Source organism: Mycetocola reblochoni REB411 (genome assembly GCF_900163835.1).
GTDB lineage: Bacteria > Actinomycetota > Actinomycetes > Actinomycetales > Microbacteriaceae > Mycetocola_B > Mycetocola_B reblochoni.
Map to the genome: position 1 here is coordinate 1 of NZ_FUKR01000046.1, position 16,583 is coordinate 16,583.

General features: G+C 71.1%; 12 protein-coding genes and 1 tRNA gene. 1 reads left to right on the forward strand and 12 read right to left on the reverse strand.

Annotated elements, in window-relative coordinates:
• The 12 genes from FM119_RS08050 to FM119_RS08100 all read right to left on the reverse strand — a co-directional run.
• Window positions 1-388: ASCH domain-containing protein (locus FM119_RS08050; RefSeq protein ID WP_218778746.1), on the reverse strand; the 388-nt coding region annotated here is incomplete at its 3' end.
• Between the two features lie 22 nt (window positions 389-410).
• Window positions 411-1,112 (reverse strand): hypothetical protein, encoded by a 702-nt coding sequence (locus tag FM119_RS08055; RefSeq protein ID WP_143822657.1) that lies wholly within the window; start codon window positions 1,110-1,112, stop codon window positions 411-413.
• A gap of 91 nt (window positions 1,113-1,203) precedes the next feature.
• Window positions 1,204-3,732, reverse strand: a complete 2,529-nt coding sequence (locus tag FM119_RS08060) for an immunoglobulin-like domain-containing protein (RefSeq protein ID WP_087137166.1) — start codon at window positions 3,730-3,732, stop codon at window positions 1,204-1,206.
• A 330-nt stretch (window positions 3,733-4,062) separates the two neighbouring features.
• A tRNA-Thr gene (locus FM119_RS08065) sits at window positions 4,063-4,135 on the reverse strand.
• Between the two features lie 111 nt (window positions 4,136-4,246).
• Window positions 4,247-5,824: an alpha/beta hydrolase gene (locus tag FM119_RS08070; RefSeq protein WP_087137167.1), complete on the reverse strand. Its 1,578-nt coding sequence runs from the start codon at window positions 5,822-5,824 to the stop codon at window positions 4,247-4,249.
• Window positions 5,821-6,963 carry a DNA polymerase III subunit delta' gene (locus tag FM119_RS08075; RefSeq protein ID WP_087137168.1) on the reverse strand — a complete coding sequence of 381 codons (1,143 nt, stop codon included), beginning with the start codon at window positions 6,961-6,963 and terminating at the stop codon, window positions 5,821-5,823. Before FM119_RS08075 ends, FM119_RS08070 begins: the two co-directional genes overlap by 4 nt.
• Before the next feature lie 35 nt (window positions 6,964-6,998).
• Window positions 6,999-7,676 (reverse strand): dTMP kinase, encoded by a 678-nt coding sequence (gene tmk, locus FM119_RS08080; RefSeq protein WP_087137184.1) that lies wholly within the window; start codon window positions 7,674-7,676, stop codon window positions 6,999-7,001.
• A 14-nt stretch (window positions 7,677-7,690) separates the two neighbouring features.
• A complete protein-coding gene (gene topA / locus FM119_RS08085; protein WP_087137169.1) occupies window positions 7,691-10,555 on the reverse strand; it encodes a type I DNA topoisomerase in 2,865 nt (954 codons plus the stop codon).
• A 142-nt stretch (window positions 10,556-10,697) separates the two neighbouring features.
• The gene (locus FM119_RS14405; protein ID WP_121657474.1) at window positions 10,698-11,057 is read right to left on the reverse strand and encodes an Rv3654c family TadE-like protein; all 360 of its coding nucleotides are present in this window, start codon (window positions 11,055-11,057) and stop codon (window positions 10,698-10,700) included.
• Window positions 11,054-11,860 carry a DUF4244 domain-containing protein gene (locus FM119_RS08095; RefSeq protein WP_179205262.1) on the reverse strand — a complete coding sequence of 269 codons (807 nt, stop codon included), beginning with the start codon at window positions 11,858-11,860 and terminating at the stop codon, window positions 11,054-11,056. The genes FM119_RS14405 and FM119_RS08095 overlap by 4 nt, the downstream gene beginning before the upstream one ends.
• 199 nt (window positions 11,861-12,059) lie before the next feature.
• A complete protein-coding gene (locus FM119_RS13900) occupies window positions 12,060-12,818 on the reverse strand; it encodes a type II secretion system F family protein (RefSeq protein WP_179205263.1) in 759 nt (252 codons plus the stop codon).
• Between the two features lie 250 nt (window positions 12,819-13,068).
• Complete coding sequence (locus FM119_RS08100) at window positions 13,069-14,121, reverse strand: TadA family conjugal transfer-associated ATPase (RefSeq protein WP_179205264.1); 1,053 nt, start codon at window positions 14,119-14,121, stop codon at window positions 13,069-13,071.
• Window positions 14,122-14,603: 482 nt separating this feature from the next.
• Between FM119_RS08100 and acs the strand changes: the two genes are divergently transcribed.
• Window positions 14,604-16,559 (forward strand): acetate--CoA ligase, encoded by a 1,956-nt coding sequence (acs, locus tag FM119_RS08105; protein ID WP_087137173.1) that lies wholly within the window; start codon window positions 14,604-14,606, stop codon window positions 16,557-16,559.
• Window positions 16,560-16,583: the final 24 nt, after the last annotated feature.

Below are 16,583 nucleotides of genomic sequence, written 5' to 3' on the forward strand. Positions count from 1 at the left end.
GTGCCGCGGTCATCTCCTCGCTGCGCCAGAAGCGTTCGTGGCCGCGCCGCCACTGTGCGACGTCCTCGTGGCCCTCGCCCTCGTCCCTCGCATGCTCCCAGGGCACCTCGCCGAGCGGGCAGAGCCGGACCCGCACGGTCTCGATGACCGCGACGGCGCGCCCGGCCGAGTCGACAACCCGCTGGCGCGACCCGACCTCGGGCAGCGCCTCGCCCTCGATGTCGTACTCGACGGCGAGCGCGGTGGTCGTCGTCTTGCGTCCGTCGAGGATCGCCGCGACGAGCCGGTCGCGCAGCGGCCCGGGGAACGCGAACTCGGCCACCGGCAGCTCGGCGTCCGGCTGTGCCGGCTCGGGCGTCTCGGGCGGCTCGGGAACGGAGGGGGTCACCGTCCCAGTATGGCCGAGGGGGTCATCCCTCGCCGTCCAGGGCATAGACGAAACCGGCTCCGCCGCCGAGCGCGGCCCCGACGCCCCGCGTCACCGCCGCCTCGCCCGCGGCCCGCGCGGCCTCGGTGTCCGCCACCGCGGATTCCCCGCTCGTGCCCGCCGCACCGGCTGCACCGGCTGCACCGCGCTGGTCGGCGCCCGGCCAGATGACGGCGGTCACGTTCGCGGTCGGTTCCGGCAGCTGGGCCCCCACGATGAGGAACTGCCGCTCCAGCCGTCCCGCAGAGACGCGGTCGACGGCGTCGAGCGCGGTCGGGCCGACGACAACGACGAGGGCGGGCCCGGCGTCGGCGGCCGCCGCGATGCCGTCGTCCCCCGGCTCCGCCTGGACGTCGACGACGGTCGTGCTCGTGGTCGCGGGCGCGAGTCCGGCGAGGACGCCGTCGATGGTGGCCTGTTCCCCCTCGTCGGGGTCGGCGGGGACGATCAGCGCGACCTCGTCCTGCGCCGTGAGCTCGACCTGCTCGACCGCGCCGGCCCCCGGGTCGATCGTCGCCCCCGGGGCGGGCAGCCCGGGGAGCGTTCCGGTCTCGTCCGGGGTCGCGCCGACCGATGCGGTGTCCGCCGGCGGCGAGGTGGCGCATCCGGTCAGCGCGCTGGCCACGAGGGCACAGCCCAGCAGCGCGCGCGCCATCCCGCGGTGTCCGGGCCGAGCTGTTCCCATGTCGCGTTCCTTCCGATCCGACGTTGCCACCGACGCCGGGGACGGGGCGGCACCGGGCTCCCCCGGCGCCGCCCCGTCCCCGTGGCGGGTGCTAGCCCCGCTCAGCCGCGCCGCGGCGGCGGGAGAGGACCACACCGAGGGCGATCAGAGCCGCGGCGAGGACGCCGAACCCGATCGCACCGGCGGCACCCGTGCTGGCCAGCGCGCCACCGGTCGAGGCGGCGGAACCGGAGACGGTCGCGCCGGTGCCGGTGCCTGTGCCCGCACCGGCCGTGCCGGAGGAGCCGGAGCCCTCGGCCGCGGACTGCGACGTGCCCTCAGAGCCGTCGGAGCCGGCCGATCCGGAGTCGGCCGAGCCGGAGGAGTCAGCGGAGCCGGAGGAGTCCGAGCCGCTTCCCTCAGCGGCTCCGTCGGCGGAGCCGTCGCTGTCGCTGCCCGTTCCCGCACCGGCCGCCACGACCGTGACGATACGCTGCGCGCTCGCCTCGTTGCCCGCGGCGTCGCTCACCGCGTAGCTCAGCTCGTAGCTGCCGACGGTTGCCGTGTCGACCGAGCCGGACACCGTGATCCCGGAGGTCAGGTCGCCGTCGCGCTCGTCAGACGCGGTCACCCCGGCCAGCGGGTCGAAGGAGTCGCCCTGGGTCACCGTCGTCGCGCTCGGAGCGTTGATGGTCGGAGCCGTCGTGTCCTCCTTGCGCAGCGTGACCGAGTCGACAACCTCGTTGACGGCACGTGCGCTCGAGGAGGCCTCGCTACGGAGGGTGGTGACGGTGATCGCGTCGTCGGTCACGTCGATGTTGGAGTAGTTGCGGATCTTCTCCTGGTTGATCACGGAGGCGTACCAGGCGTCAGGGGCCTTGACGTCGTAGTACTTGGAGCCGCTGGCCGAGTTCGCCGTCACGTAGAGGACCTCGCCCTCGCCGGCCACGACCTCGGGGGCCGCCGCCGTCTCCTCCGGGTCGGCGAGCTCGCCGTCCTTGATCAGGTAGCTGCGGGTGTAGCTGTGGTCGTGACCCTGAAGCACCAGGTCGAAGCCGAGGTCGGAGATGACGGTCGGCAGCGCGGCGCGCAGGTCCGTGATCTGGGTGTCGTCCACGTGGGCCGCGACCGAGTAGATCGAGTGGTGGAAGGCGAGGACCGTCCACTTCGCCTTGTCGCCCTGCTCCGTCATCACGCGCTCCATGAACGCGGCGTGGCTGTCGACGTCGCCGTTGTTGGAGTTGAGCACGACGAAGAGCACGTCCTTGTGGGTGAACCAGTAGTCGCCGCCCGAGGAGGTCGCCGAGGTCGCCGCGCCGGCGGTCTCGTCGAGGTTGGGCACGGTGAAGTGCTGCTCGTAGGCCTTCGAGCCGACGTCGTGGTTGCCGTTCACCGGGACGAGCGGGAGCTCGCGCAGCTGATCGGGGGCGAGGAAGGCCTGGTAGTGGTCCTCATTGGTGGCGCGCTCGACCTGGTCGCCCGCGGAGAAGAGCAGCTCGCTGTCCGGGTACGCCTCCTGTGCGACGTTCAGGGTGTCGGCCCAGCCGTCCTGGTCGTTCTGGACGTTGCCCGAGGCGCCGATCTGCGGGTCGCCGACGAAGAGGAAGTTGTAGTCGCCGCTGAACGTGGCGGTGCGGAACGAGAACGGCTCGGACCAGCCGCTCGCGTCACTGCCGACGCGGTACACGTAGTCGGTGTTCTCGGCCAGGCCCGTGAGCGTGGCGGCACGGTTGAACTCGCCGCTGGTGGTGGCTCCGCCGCTGGCCGGGACGACGGTCGCCGCGTCGGCGGGGAAGGCGCCGCTCGCGGTCCCCTCGGCCAGCTGAACGCTCTGCTCGGTGTCGATGTCGGAGTACCAGGTGACGTTGCGCTCGGACTCGTCGGAGCCGACCGTCAGCACGATGTCAGACAGCGATGCGGGGTCGTCGGCCCCGATGACGCGGAGTTCATCGAAGTCGAAGTAGATGTCGGAGCTGCTGGCACGGTCCTGGTAGAGGGCGACCGAGACGGTGTTCTCCCCCGGCTTCAGCGTGTCGACGGGCACGTCGAAGCTGCTGGTCAGGGGGTCGCCGTTGCTCGCACCGGCGTACATGAGGTTGCGATCCGACTCGGGGGCGGCCGTCACGGCGTCGTCCACGAACCCGGCGACCTGGGTGCCGTTGACGAAGATCTGGACCGCATCGTCGTAGGTGACGGTGCCGCGCAGCGCCGCGATGTGCTCGATCTGCTCCGCGCTCAGCGTGACGTCGCTGCGGAAGTGGTAGGTGGGGACGGCGGGGGCCTTGACGCCGTCGATGTAGTGGCGCAGCAGCGTGTTGACGCCGTGTCCGCCGCCGATGCCGCTGGCGGTGCCGTTCTTCGCGCCGAAGCTGCCCTTCGCCTGGGCCCAGCCGGAGTCGTCGTAGTCGCCCGCGGTCCAGCTGAGCCGGTCCGCGGAGCCGGCCGACGGGTCGGTGTTGTTGTCTGAGTAGGCCCACTCCGTCTCAGCGGTGCTGATGAGGGTGTCGGGCAGTTCTGCCGCGTGTGCGGCGGGGGCGGCGCCGGGCAGGGCACCCACCGCGAGGGTGAGGGTGAGGGCCGCGCCGATCGCCGCAGCGGATCGCGCGATCGGCGCCGTGTTGGAACCAGGTCCCATCGTCATGTCTTCTCTCTGTTGCTGTCGTCGTGGCGCACCGCGCGCACGGGTCGACGGTAGGGAGCCGACGTGAACGGCCGTGGAACCGGTCGTGGCCTCGGGCTGAACCCTGTCGGGCGGGCCCGCGATCGGAGTGGGCCCGGCTGACGAGCGGAGCCTGAGACAGACGGGGCGCTGACACGCACAGTCCCGCGACACGCGCAGGACCGCGACACGCAGGACCCTTGATGAGCGCGGCGCATGACACGCAGTGCCCTTGATAAGCGGGGCCCCAACAAGCACAACCCGTGACGCAGAGAAGCCCCGGGATCTCGGGGATCACCGGGGCTTCGACGGAGCCGCCTACCAGAATCGAACTGGTGACCTATTCATTACGAGTGAATCGCTCTACCGACTGAGCTAAGGCGGCGTGACCACGGTCCTGCCGCGTGCACACCACAAGACTATAGCGTGCCCCGCAGCGTTGCACGAACCGGCCCCGGCTGGCGCGTCACGGCACCGGGGAGGCGGTGCGGCCGGCTCAGCAGTGCGGGTCGGAGTCGGGAACCGTCCCGTCGATGAGGTAGTCCTCGACGGTGTCGTTCACGCAGGCGCTGCCCTTGTTGTACGCCGTGTGGCCCTCCCCCTCGTAGCTGACCAGCACGCCGCTGTCGAGCTGGTCGGCGAGTGCCTCGGCCCAGGCGTAGGGCGTCGCCGGGTCGTTGCTCGTGCCGATCACGAGGATCGGCGGTGCGCCCTCCGCGGTGATCGCGGTGCGCTCCGCATGTTCGGCGATGGGCCAATCGACGCAGCCGATGTCGCCGTAGCCCATGTACGGCCCGATCAGCGGCGCAGCCGTCGCCAGTGCTGCGGCCTGCTCGGCCATCACGGCGGTGTCCGTGCTCACGGGGTAGTCCGCGCAGTTGTAGGCGGTGAAGGCTTCGGTCGAGTTGTCGGTGTACTCCCCGGTGTCGGCGCTGCGCCCGTTGTACGCGTCGGCGAAGTCGAACGCCTGCGTCGGGTCGCCCCCCATCACCGCGGCGAACATGGTGCTCAGCTGCGGCCACGCGTCGGCAGAGTAGAGCGGGTAGATGATCGCCGTGACGAGGGTGTTGGCGCCGAGCAGTCGGCCGTCGTCGGCGGGCAACGGCTCCGCGTCCGCGTCGCTCAGCAAGCCGGCCACGGTGGACCTCGCCGTCTGGACCGTCCCCGTGAAGGGGCAGTCGTCCGAGGCGAGGCAGTCCGTCAGGTAGGCGTCGAGGGAGCGCTCGAAGCCGACCGCCTGGGCCGTCGTGACCTCCGCGGAGCTCGCGCTGGGGTCGAGAGCGCCGTCGAGGACGAGGCGTCCCGCCCGTTCGGGGTACAGACCCGCGTAGCTGGCGCCGAGGAAGGTCCCGTAGGAGTACCCGAGGTAGCTGAGCTTCTCGTCGCCGAGGGCGGCCCGCAGCACGTCCATGTCCCGTGCCGCGGCGACGGTGGTGATGTCGCCGAGCGACGTCGAGCTGTTCTGCTCGCAGGCGCGTGCGAACCGCTTGGCGGAGGTCTGCATCTCGCCGATCCAGTCGTCGCTTCCCCTGGTGGCGCTCGGGATGCCGTACAGGTAGTCGTCCATCTCGGGGCCGTCGAGGCAGGAGACGGGGGCGGACCGGCCGACACCGCGCGGGTCGAAGCCGACGACGTCGAAACGCTCCTGCAGCGGCTCCCCGACGGCGAAGTCCAGGCTGTCCCTGATCAGGTCGACGCCGGAGGCCCCCGGACCGCCGGGGTTGGTCAGGAGCGAGCCGAGCCTCTGGCCCGTGGCGGGGTGCATGACCAGCGCCAGCGCGATCGAACCGTTGCCGGGGTCCGACCAGTCCGCGGGGACCGTCGCCTCGGCGCAGAGCATCTCCGAGCCGTCGTCGCACGGGGTCCAGGAGATCTGCTGCTGGTAGTAGGGGGCGAGGTCCTCGTCCACGTCCTGCGGGTACGGCGTCGACAGCTGCGGCTGCACCGGGCTGGCCGTGTTCTCGGGCAGGAACGCCGTCACGCAGCCGCTGAGCGACAGCGCCGTCACGGTGGCGACGGCGAGGACCGCGACCCTGCGCAGACGACGGCGGTGCGTGCGAGAGGACGCGGTCATGCGAGTGCCTTTCGTGGTGCGGAGACGAGGAGCGCCTCCAGGGCGAGGGTGGGTGCGACGTTGGAGCCGAGACGTCGCCTGGTGGTCGCGATCGCGTCGAGCGTCTGCAGGGTCCGTTCGACGGGATTCTGCCGGGCGAGCTCCTCCAGCTGTTCGGCGCGTTCGCTGTGGATGAGCGCCGTGTCCGCACCGAGCTGACGGAGCACGAGGTCGCGGTACACGGCCATGAGGTCGACGAGGATGCGGTCGATGCCGTCGCGCTGGGCACGGGTGGCCCGACGCTTCTGGTCCTCCTCGAGCGATCGGACCTGGGAGCGCAGGGCCGGCGGGACGTTCTGCCCCTCCTGGAGGCCGAGCGAGCGCAGCAGCTCCGCCCGTTCGCGCTCGTTCTTGGCCTCGCCCAGGGCGGCCGCGTCCGCCGCGGCGATCTCGACGAGCCGGGCGGCCACGGCGACGGCGTCGGCCACGGAACCGATGGAGAGCACGGCGTCGACCGCGGCGTCTCTCCGCTCCCTCGCACCGCTGTCGGTGGCGAGCGCCCTGGCCATGCCGATGTGGCTCTGCGCGTGCCGAGCGGACTGCTCGGCGAGCTCGGCCGGGACACCGTCCCTGCGCTCGAGCAGCGCCGCGACGTCGGCGATGCCTGGCACGCTCAGCCTGACGCTGCGCACGCGGGAGCGGATCGTGGGGATCAGGTCGGCCTCGCTCGGCGCGCACAGCAGCCACACCGTGCGCTCCGGGGGCTCCTCGAGCGACTTGAGCAGCAGGTTCGAGGTGCGCTCGCTCATCCGGTCGGCGTCCTCGATCACCATGACCCGGTATCGGCCGCTCGACGGCGCGTAGTGAGCGGAGGAGACCAGTGAGCGGACCTCGTCGATGGAGATGATCACCTTCTCCGTCCGGAGAACGGTCAGGTCCGGGTGGGTGCGGGCGGCGACCTGGGTCTCGATCTCCGGCCCGCCGCCGAGGAGCGCGGCGGCGAAGGCGTAGGCGAGGGTGGAACGCCCCGAGCCGGGGGGCCCGGTGATGAGCCACGCGTGCGTCATGCCCGCGTGCGGGTCGTCCGGGTCGGCCGCCGCGGCCGCCCTCAGGGTCGCGACGGCGTCAGGCTGACCGATGACGTCGTCCCAGAGTCCCATGACGTCAAGCGTACTGGCCGCCGCCGACGGGGAGGCTACGAGCCCACCAACTGGAGGACGCGCTCGAGGACGGCGGAGGCGATGTCCTCGGGCGGCCGGGCAGCGTCGACGACGAGGAAACGCTCGGGCTCGGCCTCGGCCGAGTCGAGGTAGACCCGGCGGACGCGCTCGTGGAACTCGGCGGCCTCGGACTCGAGCCGGTCGTATCGAGTCCGCGCCCTGTCGAGGCGGGCGCGCCCGTCCTCGACACTCAGGTCGAGGAGGACGGTGAGGTCGGGCAGCAGGCCGTCGGCAGCCCACAGCGACAGCGAACGGATCCGGTCGCGGCCGAGCCCACGGCCCATGCCCTGGTAGGCGACCGAGGAGTCCAGGTAGCGGTCCTGCAGCACGACCGTTCCCGCGGCGAGCGCGGGCCGGACCACCGTCGCGATGTGCTGCGCACGGTCCGCCGCGTACAGGAGCGCCTCGGCTCGTGCATCGATCTCGCCGCGGTGGTGCAGCACGAGCTCGCGGATCGTCACGCCGATCTCGGTTCCCCCCGGCTCCCTGGTGTGCAGGACCGACCGCCCCCTGTCGGACAGGGCGGCGGCGAGCAGCCCCGACTGCGTGGTCTTGCCGGAGCCGTCACCACCCTCGAAGGTGATGAACAGCCCCCTCCCCGCGCGGCCGGGGGTGACGCTGTCGGGTGCCGCCTCCTCGCTGACGCCATCCACGACGCCGGTCACGGTCAGCCGGCGCTTTCGTCGCCGACGCCGGGGGAGGAATCCGCAGCGGTGGTCGTCGCGGCGCCGGTCTTCGCGGCGCCGGTCTTCGCGGCGCCGGTCTTCTTCGCCGGGGACGTTCGCGCAGGAGCCTTCTTCGCTGTCGCCGTGGTCTCCGCCTCGGCCGGGCTGGACTTCGCCGCCGGCGCCTTCTTAGCGGGCGCCTTCTTAGCGGGCGCCTTCTTGGCCGGTGCCTTCTTCGCGGGACCCTTCGCGCGCTTCTCCGCGAGCAGCTCCACCGCCCTGTCGAAGGTGAGGTCCTCGATGCTCTCCGACTTGGGGACCGTGACGTTCGTGGTCCCGTCGGTGATGTAGGGCCCGAAACGTCCGTCCTTGACCCGCACCGGCTTCCCGCTCACCGGATCGGCATCGAACTCGCGAAGCGCACTCGCGGCACGCCTGTTGCCGAACTTCGGCTGCGCGAACAGCGCCGTCGCCCCCTCGAGCGTGATGTCGAAGATCTGCTCCTCGCTCTCCAGCGACCGGGTGTCCGTCCCCTTCTTCAGGTAGGCACCGTATCGGCCGTTCTGGGCCGTGATCTCCGCGCCCGACTCCTCGTCGACACCGACGACACGGGGAAGAGTCAGCAAGGACATTGCCGTGTCGATGTCGATCGTGTCCAGCGACATGGAGCTGAACAGCGAGGCCGTTCTCGGCTTGACCGCCGCCGCCTTCGCGCCGCGCTTGGGCTTCGGCTTCTCGATCACCTCGCCCGTCGCCGGGTCGATCTCCGGCTCGGGCTCGGGGAACACCTCGGTCACGTAGGGACCGAACCGCCCGTCCTTGGCGACGATGTCGCGACCCGTCTCCGGGTCCTGGCCGAGGACTCGGTCGGTGATCACCGGCGCGTCGACGAGCTCCTGGGCCTTCGCGGGAGTCAGCTCGTCCGGGGCGAGGTCCTGCGGCAGGTTGACCCTCCGCGGCGTCTCGCCCTGCTCGGCGGCGACCTCGAGGTACGGGCCGTACTTACCGATTCGCAGGGTGATCGCGTCCGTGACGGGGATGGAGTTGATCTCCCTCGCGTCGATCTCGCCGAGGTTGTCGATGACCTGCCTGAGACCGGTGTGCGAGTCGCTGCCGAAGTAGAACGAGGACAGCCACTCCGTGCGGTCCCTGTCACCCGCCGCGATCTGGTCGAGGTCGGCCTCCATTGCAGCGGTGAAGTCGTACTCCACCAGCTCGCCGAAGTGCTGCTCGAGCAGCCGCACGACGCTGAACGCGATCCAGCTCGGGATCAGCGCTTGGCCGCGCTGAGTGACGTAGCCACGGTCGACGATCGTCGCGATGGTCTGGGCGTAGGTCGACGGTCGACCGATGCCGAGTTCCTCGAGCGTCTTGACCAGGCTCGCCTCGGTGTAGCGAGGAGGCGGTGTCGTCTCGTGCCCCTTGGCCTCGACGTCGCTCAGCGCCACCCGCTGCCCCTCGGTGAGCGGCGGAAGCTTCGCCTCCTGAGGGTTCTGCGCACCGCCGCGCTCCTCGTCCCTTCCCTCTTCGTAGGCGTTGAGGAAGCCCCGGAAGGTGATGACCGTTCCGGAGGCGGTCAGTTCCAGCGCGTCGCCATCGACCTCGGTCGCGAGCGTCACGGTCGCGGTCTGTCCCTTGGCGTCGGCCATCTGGCTGGCGACCGTGCGCTTCCAGATCAGCTCGTACAGCCGGAAGTCGTTGCCGCTGAGCGAACCGGTGAGCGACTGCGGTGTCCGGAACGTGTCACCGGAGGGGCGGATCGCCTCGTGCGCCTCCTGTGCGCCCTTCGACCTGCCGGTGTACTGCCGCGGCTTAGCCGGGATGCTGTCCGCACCGTACAGTTCCGTTGCCTGAGCCCGAGCCGCCGAGATCGCCTGGCCGGAGAGTCCAGGCGAGTCGGTTCGCATGTAGGTGATGTAGCCGTTCTCGTACAGCGACTGGGCGACGCTCATGGTCTGCCGCGCGCTGAAGCGGAGCTTTCGCGCGGCCTCCTGCTGGAGGGTCGACGTGGTGAACGGTGCCGCGGGGCGGCGGGAGTACGGCTTGGACTCGACGGATGACACCGTCACATCTGCCGCGGCGAGCCCCGCGGCGATCGCCGTGGTCCTCGCCTCGTCGAGCAGGACGGCCTTGCCCGTCAACGTTCCGTTGTCGTCGAAGTCGCGGCCGCTGGCGATGCGCTCACCGTTGATACGCACCAGGCGCGTCTCGAACGGGGCGGACTCGGCCGCGGTCGCCTTGGCGCTGAGGTCCCAGTAGGACGCCGCCACAAAGGCGAGCCGCTCGCGCTCACGCTCGACGATCAGCCGTGTCGCCGCGGACTGCACGCGTCCGGCGGAGAGGCTCGGGCCGACCTTGCGCCACAGCACGGGCGAGATCTCGTAACCGTAGATTCGATCGAGGATCCGGCGGGTCTCCTGCGCGTCGACGAGGGAGACGTCGAGATCGCGGGTGTTCTGGGTCGCCGCGACGATCGCGTCCTTGGTGATCTCGTGGAACACCATCCGCTTGACGGGGACCTTGGGGTTCAGCACCTGGAGCAGGTGCCAGGCGATGGCCTCCCCCTCGCGGTCCTCATCAGTGGCGAGCAGAAGCTCGTCGGCGTCCTTGAGCGCCCGTTTCAGCTCGGCGACCGTCTTCTTCTTCGAGTCGGAGACGACGTAGAACGGCTCGAACCCGTTGTCGATGTCGACCGCGAACTTCCCGAGGCCGCCCTTCTTCTTCTCGACGGGGAGGTTCTTCGGCTCCGCCAGGTCGCGGATGTGCCCGACGGAGGACAGGACCGTGTAGCCGTCGCCGAGATAGCCGGCAATGGACTTCATCTTGGTCGGGGACTCCACGATGACGAGGGTTTTCGAAGCTGTCACCAGGTTCCTTTCTTCAGGCACACCATACACATAGCGATGTGCGCCACTTCTGTGCGTCCGCACCGTCGGACGGCCTCACGCTCGGACGTCGTCCGGCGCTCGACGTCCATTCGGGGCGACGGTCCTCCCTCGGCCGCAGCACTCAGCCTGCCCGGGCGCTGCGCGTGAACGGGATACCAAGAATCTGTCGCCGTGCCACGACCCGGGCGTCGTGTCCGATCGTGCAGCTGATCAGCTCGGCACCATTCGATTCCACGACGATTCGGGCGTTCGCGCAGGGTTCTCCCCCATGATGCCCGAACAGAGTGTCCGCTGCCACCAACGCACCGAGGTCGGCCGCACGGGCGACTGCCCCGGAGTGCTGGAGAGCGGTCGCCGCACCCAGGATGATCGCGGTCAGTGCGACCGCGACCGCGACCACGCCGAGAGCCGCGGCGCTGGCAGCACCACACTCCGCCGAGGCGCGGTCGCCCGGGACGGACGCTGATGCTCGCGGGCTCATGGGTTCCCGTCCCCAGCGGCGCTCGGCGACGGGTCCCGCCCCGGCGCCTCATTCACCGACCCGGACACGGCGGTCTCGGTCAGCGCGCACGCCGTGGCCCTGACCGGAACGGTGATCCCGGCGATCAGGCTCGAGCGCGATGACACGCTCAAGCACCACACGGGGTCCGTGCCGCCACCCTCGCCGCGGGAGTCCGTGGGGCCGGCGTCGGCGGGGGTCCGCGTCTGCCCGTCCGGCGGTGCGGAGTGCGCTTCCAGGGGCGCCTCGGCGAAACGGTCGACACGGGCGGTCGGCCCCGCGGCGAGCAGGGCGCCGTCCCTGCCGGTCGCATCACCCCTCACCGCGAGCCGCACGGCGTCCACCGCCGCCGCGCCGAGGACCATCCGATCGACGGCGACCCGTGCGGAACCGAGCACGACGGCGAGCACGAGAACGAGCACGGGCAGGACGATGGCCAGCTCGGCGGTCGCAGTCCCCGCCTCAGAGCCTGCGACGGCGAGCGCACGCCGACGACCGGGCGGCGCCTCGGCGCGGCCGTTCACATCGGCACCTCGAGGGCGGTGCGGACCAGGTCGAGGAGGAACCCCTTCACCTCGGCGCTCTTCATGATGACGGAGGAGTCCCGCGAAGCCGACGGCGGCCATCGTCGCGATGACGTACTCGGCCGTCGCCGACCCCGCGTCGCGACCGCGCGCTCCCCCGCTCGCGTCGCCCCTGGACGTGGTGGCCCGCAGCGGAGGCGCCGTCCCGCCGCCTCGCGACCGTTCCTCCTCGATGCGTGGTTCGTCCTTGTTCTCAGACATGGTTCGTCCTTTCTGTTCGCTGTCGATCCCGGACGGTGGAGCGGGCGGTCGCCAGCGGCCGTCCTTCCTCCGCGCCGGGCAGGTCCCGCCCGCGACCGTCGTGCGGTGCGGTCCCGCGGCCGCGCTGCTCGGCCACTCTGGTTCTCGGTGACGCGGGCACGGAGCCGGGCGTTCGGCGTGTTCCATCGCGCGGGGGCCCTCACCAGACGACTCCGGCTCCGCCGCCGAACCCTGCTCCGACGACGCTGAGAATGGACGGCACGATTCCGACGAGGATGAATGCCGGGAGAGCGCACAGACCCAGGGGCAGCAGCATGCGCGGCGCGAGGGCTGCCGCGGACGCGGTCGCCGCGCTCGCCCTCGCGCGGCGGACCGACTCCGCATCCGCGCGAAGAAGCGCGACCACGGGGACTCCGAGGCCCGACGCACGCCGGATCACCGCCTCCGTGTCCGACTCGCCGTCGTCGATGTCCAGGTCGAAGCGGCGGCACGCCGTGCTCGCTCGTGCAACCGCCGAGCGCGAGTCCGCCCCTCCCTCGATGGCGACAGCGGTCAGTACGGCGTGCGTCTCGGGCGCGATGGCGGACGGTGACACCCGGTCGATCAGCAGTCGGGACCAGCGCCACCCGATGAGGCAGAGCAGGGCGCTGGACAGGATCGCGGTCCAGCCGAGCACCGAGCCGAGCAGGACCGACAGCGGGGCGTTCCCCAGGGCGGTGGCCATCGCGATGGCGACGACGGGTGCCCCCAGGATGATCCGTGCGGATGCGCGCGGACCGGCAACCGACTCGTCGATGCGGCGGCCGACCGTCGCATCATCGTCGAACACCCGCCCCAGTTCGTCGAGCGACGACGCCAGGGGCGACCCGGCCTCTGACGCGACCTGCCACACAGCGGCGACCGCGGACCAGTGCCCTCCGCGCTCGGCGATCGCCGACGGCACATCTCTGGTGCGCATCGGCGCCGTCCCCGGATCACGCCCCTGCCCGCCGTCCGGTGCGAAGGCGCACCAGGCCGTCGCGGGCGGAACCCCCGCCCGGAGTCCCGCGGCGAGCGCACGCAGCAGAGAGGCGTCAGCGGCGTCAGCGGCGCGCGACAGCGACGGCGACGACCGGTGACGAGGACCGCGCGTCCACAGAAGCGGGAACACACGCGCGTCCCGTCCGTTCCTGCCGCGACCGCAGCGGACGGAGCCGCCGACAGGCCGCTCACGCCGCATGGGCGGGCTCACGGGTGGTGGCGCGGGGCGAGGACGCGATCCGACGCGTCGACGCCGACGACGGTTCGATCGGCAGTGGTTCCACGCGCCAGCCGCCCGGCACCGGGCGTGGCCGACCGTATCCGCTGATCGACGATCCCCCGGGGACCGCCCGCACGTGAACGACCCTGTCGATCGCCGAGAGTGCGAGCTCCGCGGTCGCGGCGGGTGCGAGACCGCCCCTGGAGCACAGCGACGACAGCCGAGACGGGACGTCGTCGATGCTCGGAGCATGCAGCGTGCTTCCGCCTCCCGCGTGCCCGGTGGTGAAGGCCATGAGCATGTCGACGGCCTCCGTCCCTCGGCATTCCCCGACGACGAGCCGGTCAGGGCGCATGCGCAACGCCTGCACAAGCAGCTCGTCGATCCCGATCGCGCCCGCGCCGTCCGCGTTCGCCTGACGCGTGCGCAGGACGATGTGCTGCGGGTGGTCGGGTGTCAGCTCGGCCACGTCCTCGAGCGAGACGATCCGCTCCATTGCGGGCACTTCCGCGAGCAGGGCGGAGAGCAGCGCGGTCTTGCCGGATCCCGTCGCGCCCGTCACGAGGGTGGTTCTGCGGGAGTCGACGTCGTCCCTGATCAACGCCCTGAGCTCTGCCGCGGGTCCCAAAGCGGGGTCGACCCCGACGTCGTCGAGGGTGACGGGGTCGATCCGCGGCAGGCGGATGCTGATGCTCGTGCCCGCCACCCCTGCCGATCCCAGCACGGCGTGCACGCGCACCCCATCGGCGACCACGACATCGGCCAGGGGGCAGGCCACATCCAAATGGCGTCCGCCCGCGGCGATGAGCCCGACCGCGAGCGCGCGCAGCCGCTCCGGAGGAACTCGCGCCGCGTCGTGGCGGGTGCGCCTCCCCGATCGCGCGATCGTCCACAGGCCGCAGTCCTCGTCGATGAACACGTCGCTGATCCCTGGGTCGTAGACGGTCCAGGCGAGTTCGTCGAGCTCGGAGGCGAGAGCGGCCCGTGAGCGGAGAGAGTGGAGGAGACGAGAGGTGTGCATGCACCGATTCTCGAGATGCGCCCACCGCGGCGACCGGTTCCTCACCCGACCCGGGCAGAACCGGTCGCCCCGACCCCCGTGTGCAGGACCGGCCCGTTCCGTCGACGGCCGACGGTCACGGCCGAGGGGCCGGGTGCCGCGATCGCGGTCACCGCGACAGCGCGATGCGGAGGCACAAAGAAAGGCGGCATCCATTGGGGGGAATGGATGCCGCCTGGACGACGCCGGGATTGGGGGGAATCCGTAGGGGCGTCGCCTGCACGAATTTGAAAAATCCGGCCGAGCACAACTATAAGACAAGCGCATACAAATCAGCAAGCGCTGTGTCCTCATTTTGGAGGACACGGTTTCTGGCACGCTGCGCCAGGCCGACACGCGCCCCCGCACGGCGGCTCCAACACACCGTCGGCGGCCGGGTACGCTCGGGGGAAGCCACAGCGCCGTGGCACACGAGCGTCGTCGCAAAGGAGCGAGAGTCAGCCATGAGCACACCCCACACGCACGACCGTTTTGCCCCCAGCGAGGAGTTCTCCGCCCACGCGATCGCCGGACCGGAATTGTATGAGGAAGCGGCGGCGGACCGCCTCGGGTTCTGGGCCGACCAGGCCCGCGAACTGGTGAGCTGGAGCACCCCCTTCACATCCGTGCTGGACTGGTCGAACCCACCCTTCGCACGCTGGTTCCACGACGGCGAGCTCAACGTCGCCTACAATTGCCTCGACCGCCACGTCGCCGCCGGCCGGGGCGAGCGCATCGCCCTGCACTGGGAGGGTGAGCCCGGCGACAGCAGGAGCATCAGCTACGCGGAGCTGACGGAGGAGGTCTGCCGAACCGCCAACCTGCTGACCGCGCTCGGGGTCGGACAGGGAGACCGGGTCGCCATCTACCTTCCGATGATCCCTGAGGCGATCGTCTCGATGCTCGCCGTCGCGCGCATCGGCGCCGTGCACTCCGTGGTGTTCGGCGGTTTCAGCGCGGACAGCCTGCGCTCACGCATCGACGACGCGGGCGCCAAGCTGGTCATCACCGCGGACGGCGGCTGGCGGAAGGGCAAGGTGACCCCGCTCAAGCCGGCCGTCGACCAGGCCCTCGCGGCGCGCGGAGGGGCGGGCCCGCAGGAGACCGTCGAACACGTCCTCGTCGTGAACCGAGGGGACAACGTCATCGACTGGGTGCCCGGCAGGGACCTGTGGTGGCACGACGAGGTACCCGTCATGGACGCCGAGCACCACCCGGCCGGCTTCCCCGCGGAGAACCCGCTGTTCATCCTGTACACCTCCGGCACGACCGGCAAGCCGAAGGGCATCCTGCACACCAGCGGCGGCTACCTCACCCAGGCCGCGTTCACCCACCGCACCGTGTTCGACCTGCACCCGGAACAGGACGTGTACTGGTGCACGGCCGACATCGGCTGGATCACCGGCCACAGCTACGTCGTCTACGGCCCCCTCGCCAACGGTGCGACACAGGTCATCTACGAGGGGACCCCCGAGTCCCCCGCGCCCGGCCGCTGGTGGGACATCATCGAGAAGTACAGGGTCACCACGTTCTACACCGCACCGACGGCGGTCCGCTCCTTCATGAAGCAGGGCAGGGAGATCCCGCTCGCCCGCGACCTCAGCAGCCTGCGGCTGCTCGGAAGCGTCGGCGAGCCCATCAACCCGGAGGCGTGGCGTTGGTTCCGCGAGATCGTCGGCGCCGGCACGACCCCCATCGTCGACACCTGGTGGCAGACGGAGACGGGGGCGATCATGGTGTCCGCGCTCCCCGGCGTCACCACGCTGAAGCCGGGCAGCGCACAGACACCGATCCCCGGCATCGACATCGACATCGTCGACGAGGCGGGCGCCCCGCTGCCGAACGGCCAGTCGGGCCTGCTCGTCGTCACGGAGCCGTGGCCGAGCATGCTCCGCGGCATCTGGAACGACCCGGAGCGCTTCGTCGAGACCTACTGGGCCCGCTTCGGCGACCGGTACGTCGCCGGCGACGGCGCGAGACGCGACGAGGACGGCGACGTCTGGCTGCTCGGTCGCGTCGACGACGTGATGAACGTCTCCGGCCACCGCCTCTCGACCGCGGAGATCGAGTCCGCCCTCGTGGCGCACGAGTTCACGGCCGAGGCGGCGGTGATCGGGGCGGACGACGAGACCACAGGCCAGGCCGTCGTGGCGTTCGTGATCATCAAGTCGAGCCAGCTCGAGCACGCCCACCAGGTGGCCGACGTCGCCGCCGTCCTCCGGCGCCACGTGGGCGAGCAGATCGGCGCCATCGCCAGGCCCAGGGACATCTACGTGGTGGAGGAGCTGCCGAAGACCCGCTCGGGAAAGATCATGCGACGGCTGCTGCGCGACGTCGCCGAGGGTCGCGAGGTCGGCGACACCACCTCCCTGGCCGACACCGCCGTGATGCAGACGATCTCCTCGCGCCTGCGGCACTGACGCCTCCGCCCGGCACGCCGACGG

Bases quoted from the DNA above. Each gene is read 5' to 3' on its own strand.
- FM119_RS08100 (WP_179205264.1), bottom strand. From the start codon at position 14,121: ATGCACACCTCTCGTCTCCTCCACTCTCTCCGCTCACGGGCCGCTCTC.
- FM119_RS14405 (WP_121657474.1), bottom strand. From the start codon at position 11,057: ATGAGCCCGCGAGCATCAGCGTCCGTCCCGGGCGACCGCGCCTCGGCG.
- FM119_RS13900 (WP_179205263.1), bottom strand. From the start codon at position 12,818: ATGCGCACCAGAGATGTGCCGTCGGCGATCGCCGAGCGCGGAGGGCAC.
- acs (WP_087137173.1), top strand. From the start codon at position 14,604: ATGAGCACACCCCACACGCACGACCGTTTTGCCCCCAGCGAGGAGTTC.
- FM119_RS08095 (WP_179205262.1), bottom strand. From the start codon at position 11,860: ATGTCTGAGAACAAGGACGAACCACGCATCGAGGAGGAACGGTCGCGA.
- FM119_RS08070 (WP_087137167.1), bottom strand. From the start codon at position 5,824: ATGACCGCGTCCTCTCGCACGCACCGCCGTCGTCTGCGCAGGGTCGCG.
- FM119_RS08075 (WP_087137168.1), bottom strand. From the start codon at position 6,963: ATGGGACTCTGGGACGACGTCATCGGTCAGCCTGACGCCGTCGCGACC.
- FM119_RS08060 (WP_087137166.1), bottom strand. From the start codon at position 3,732: ATGACGATGGGACCTGGTTCCAACACGGCGCCGATCGCGCGATCCGCT.
- FM119_RS08055 (WP_143822657.1), bottom strand. From the start codon at position 1,112: ATGGGAACAGCTCGGCCCGGACACCGCGGGATGGCGCGCGCGCTGCTG.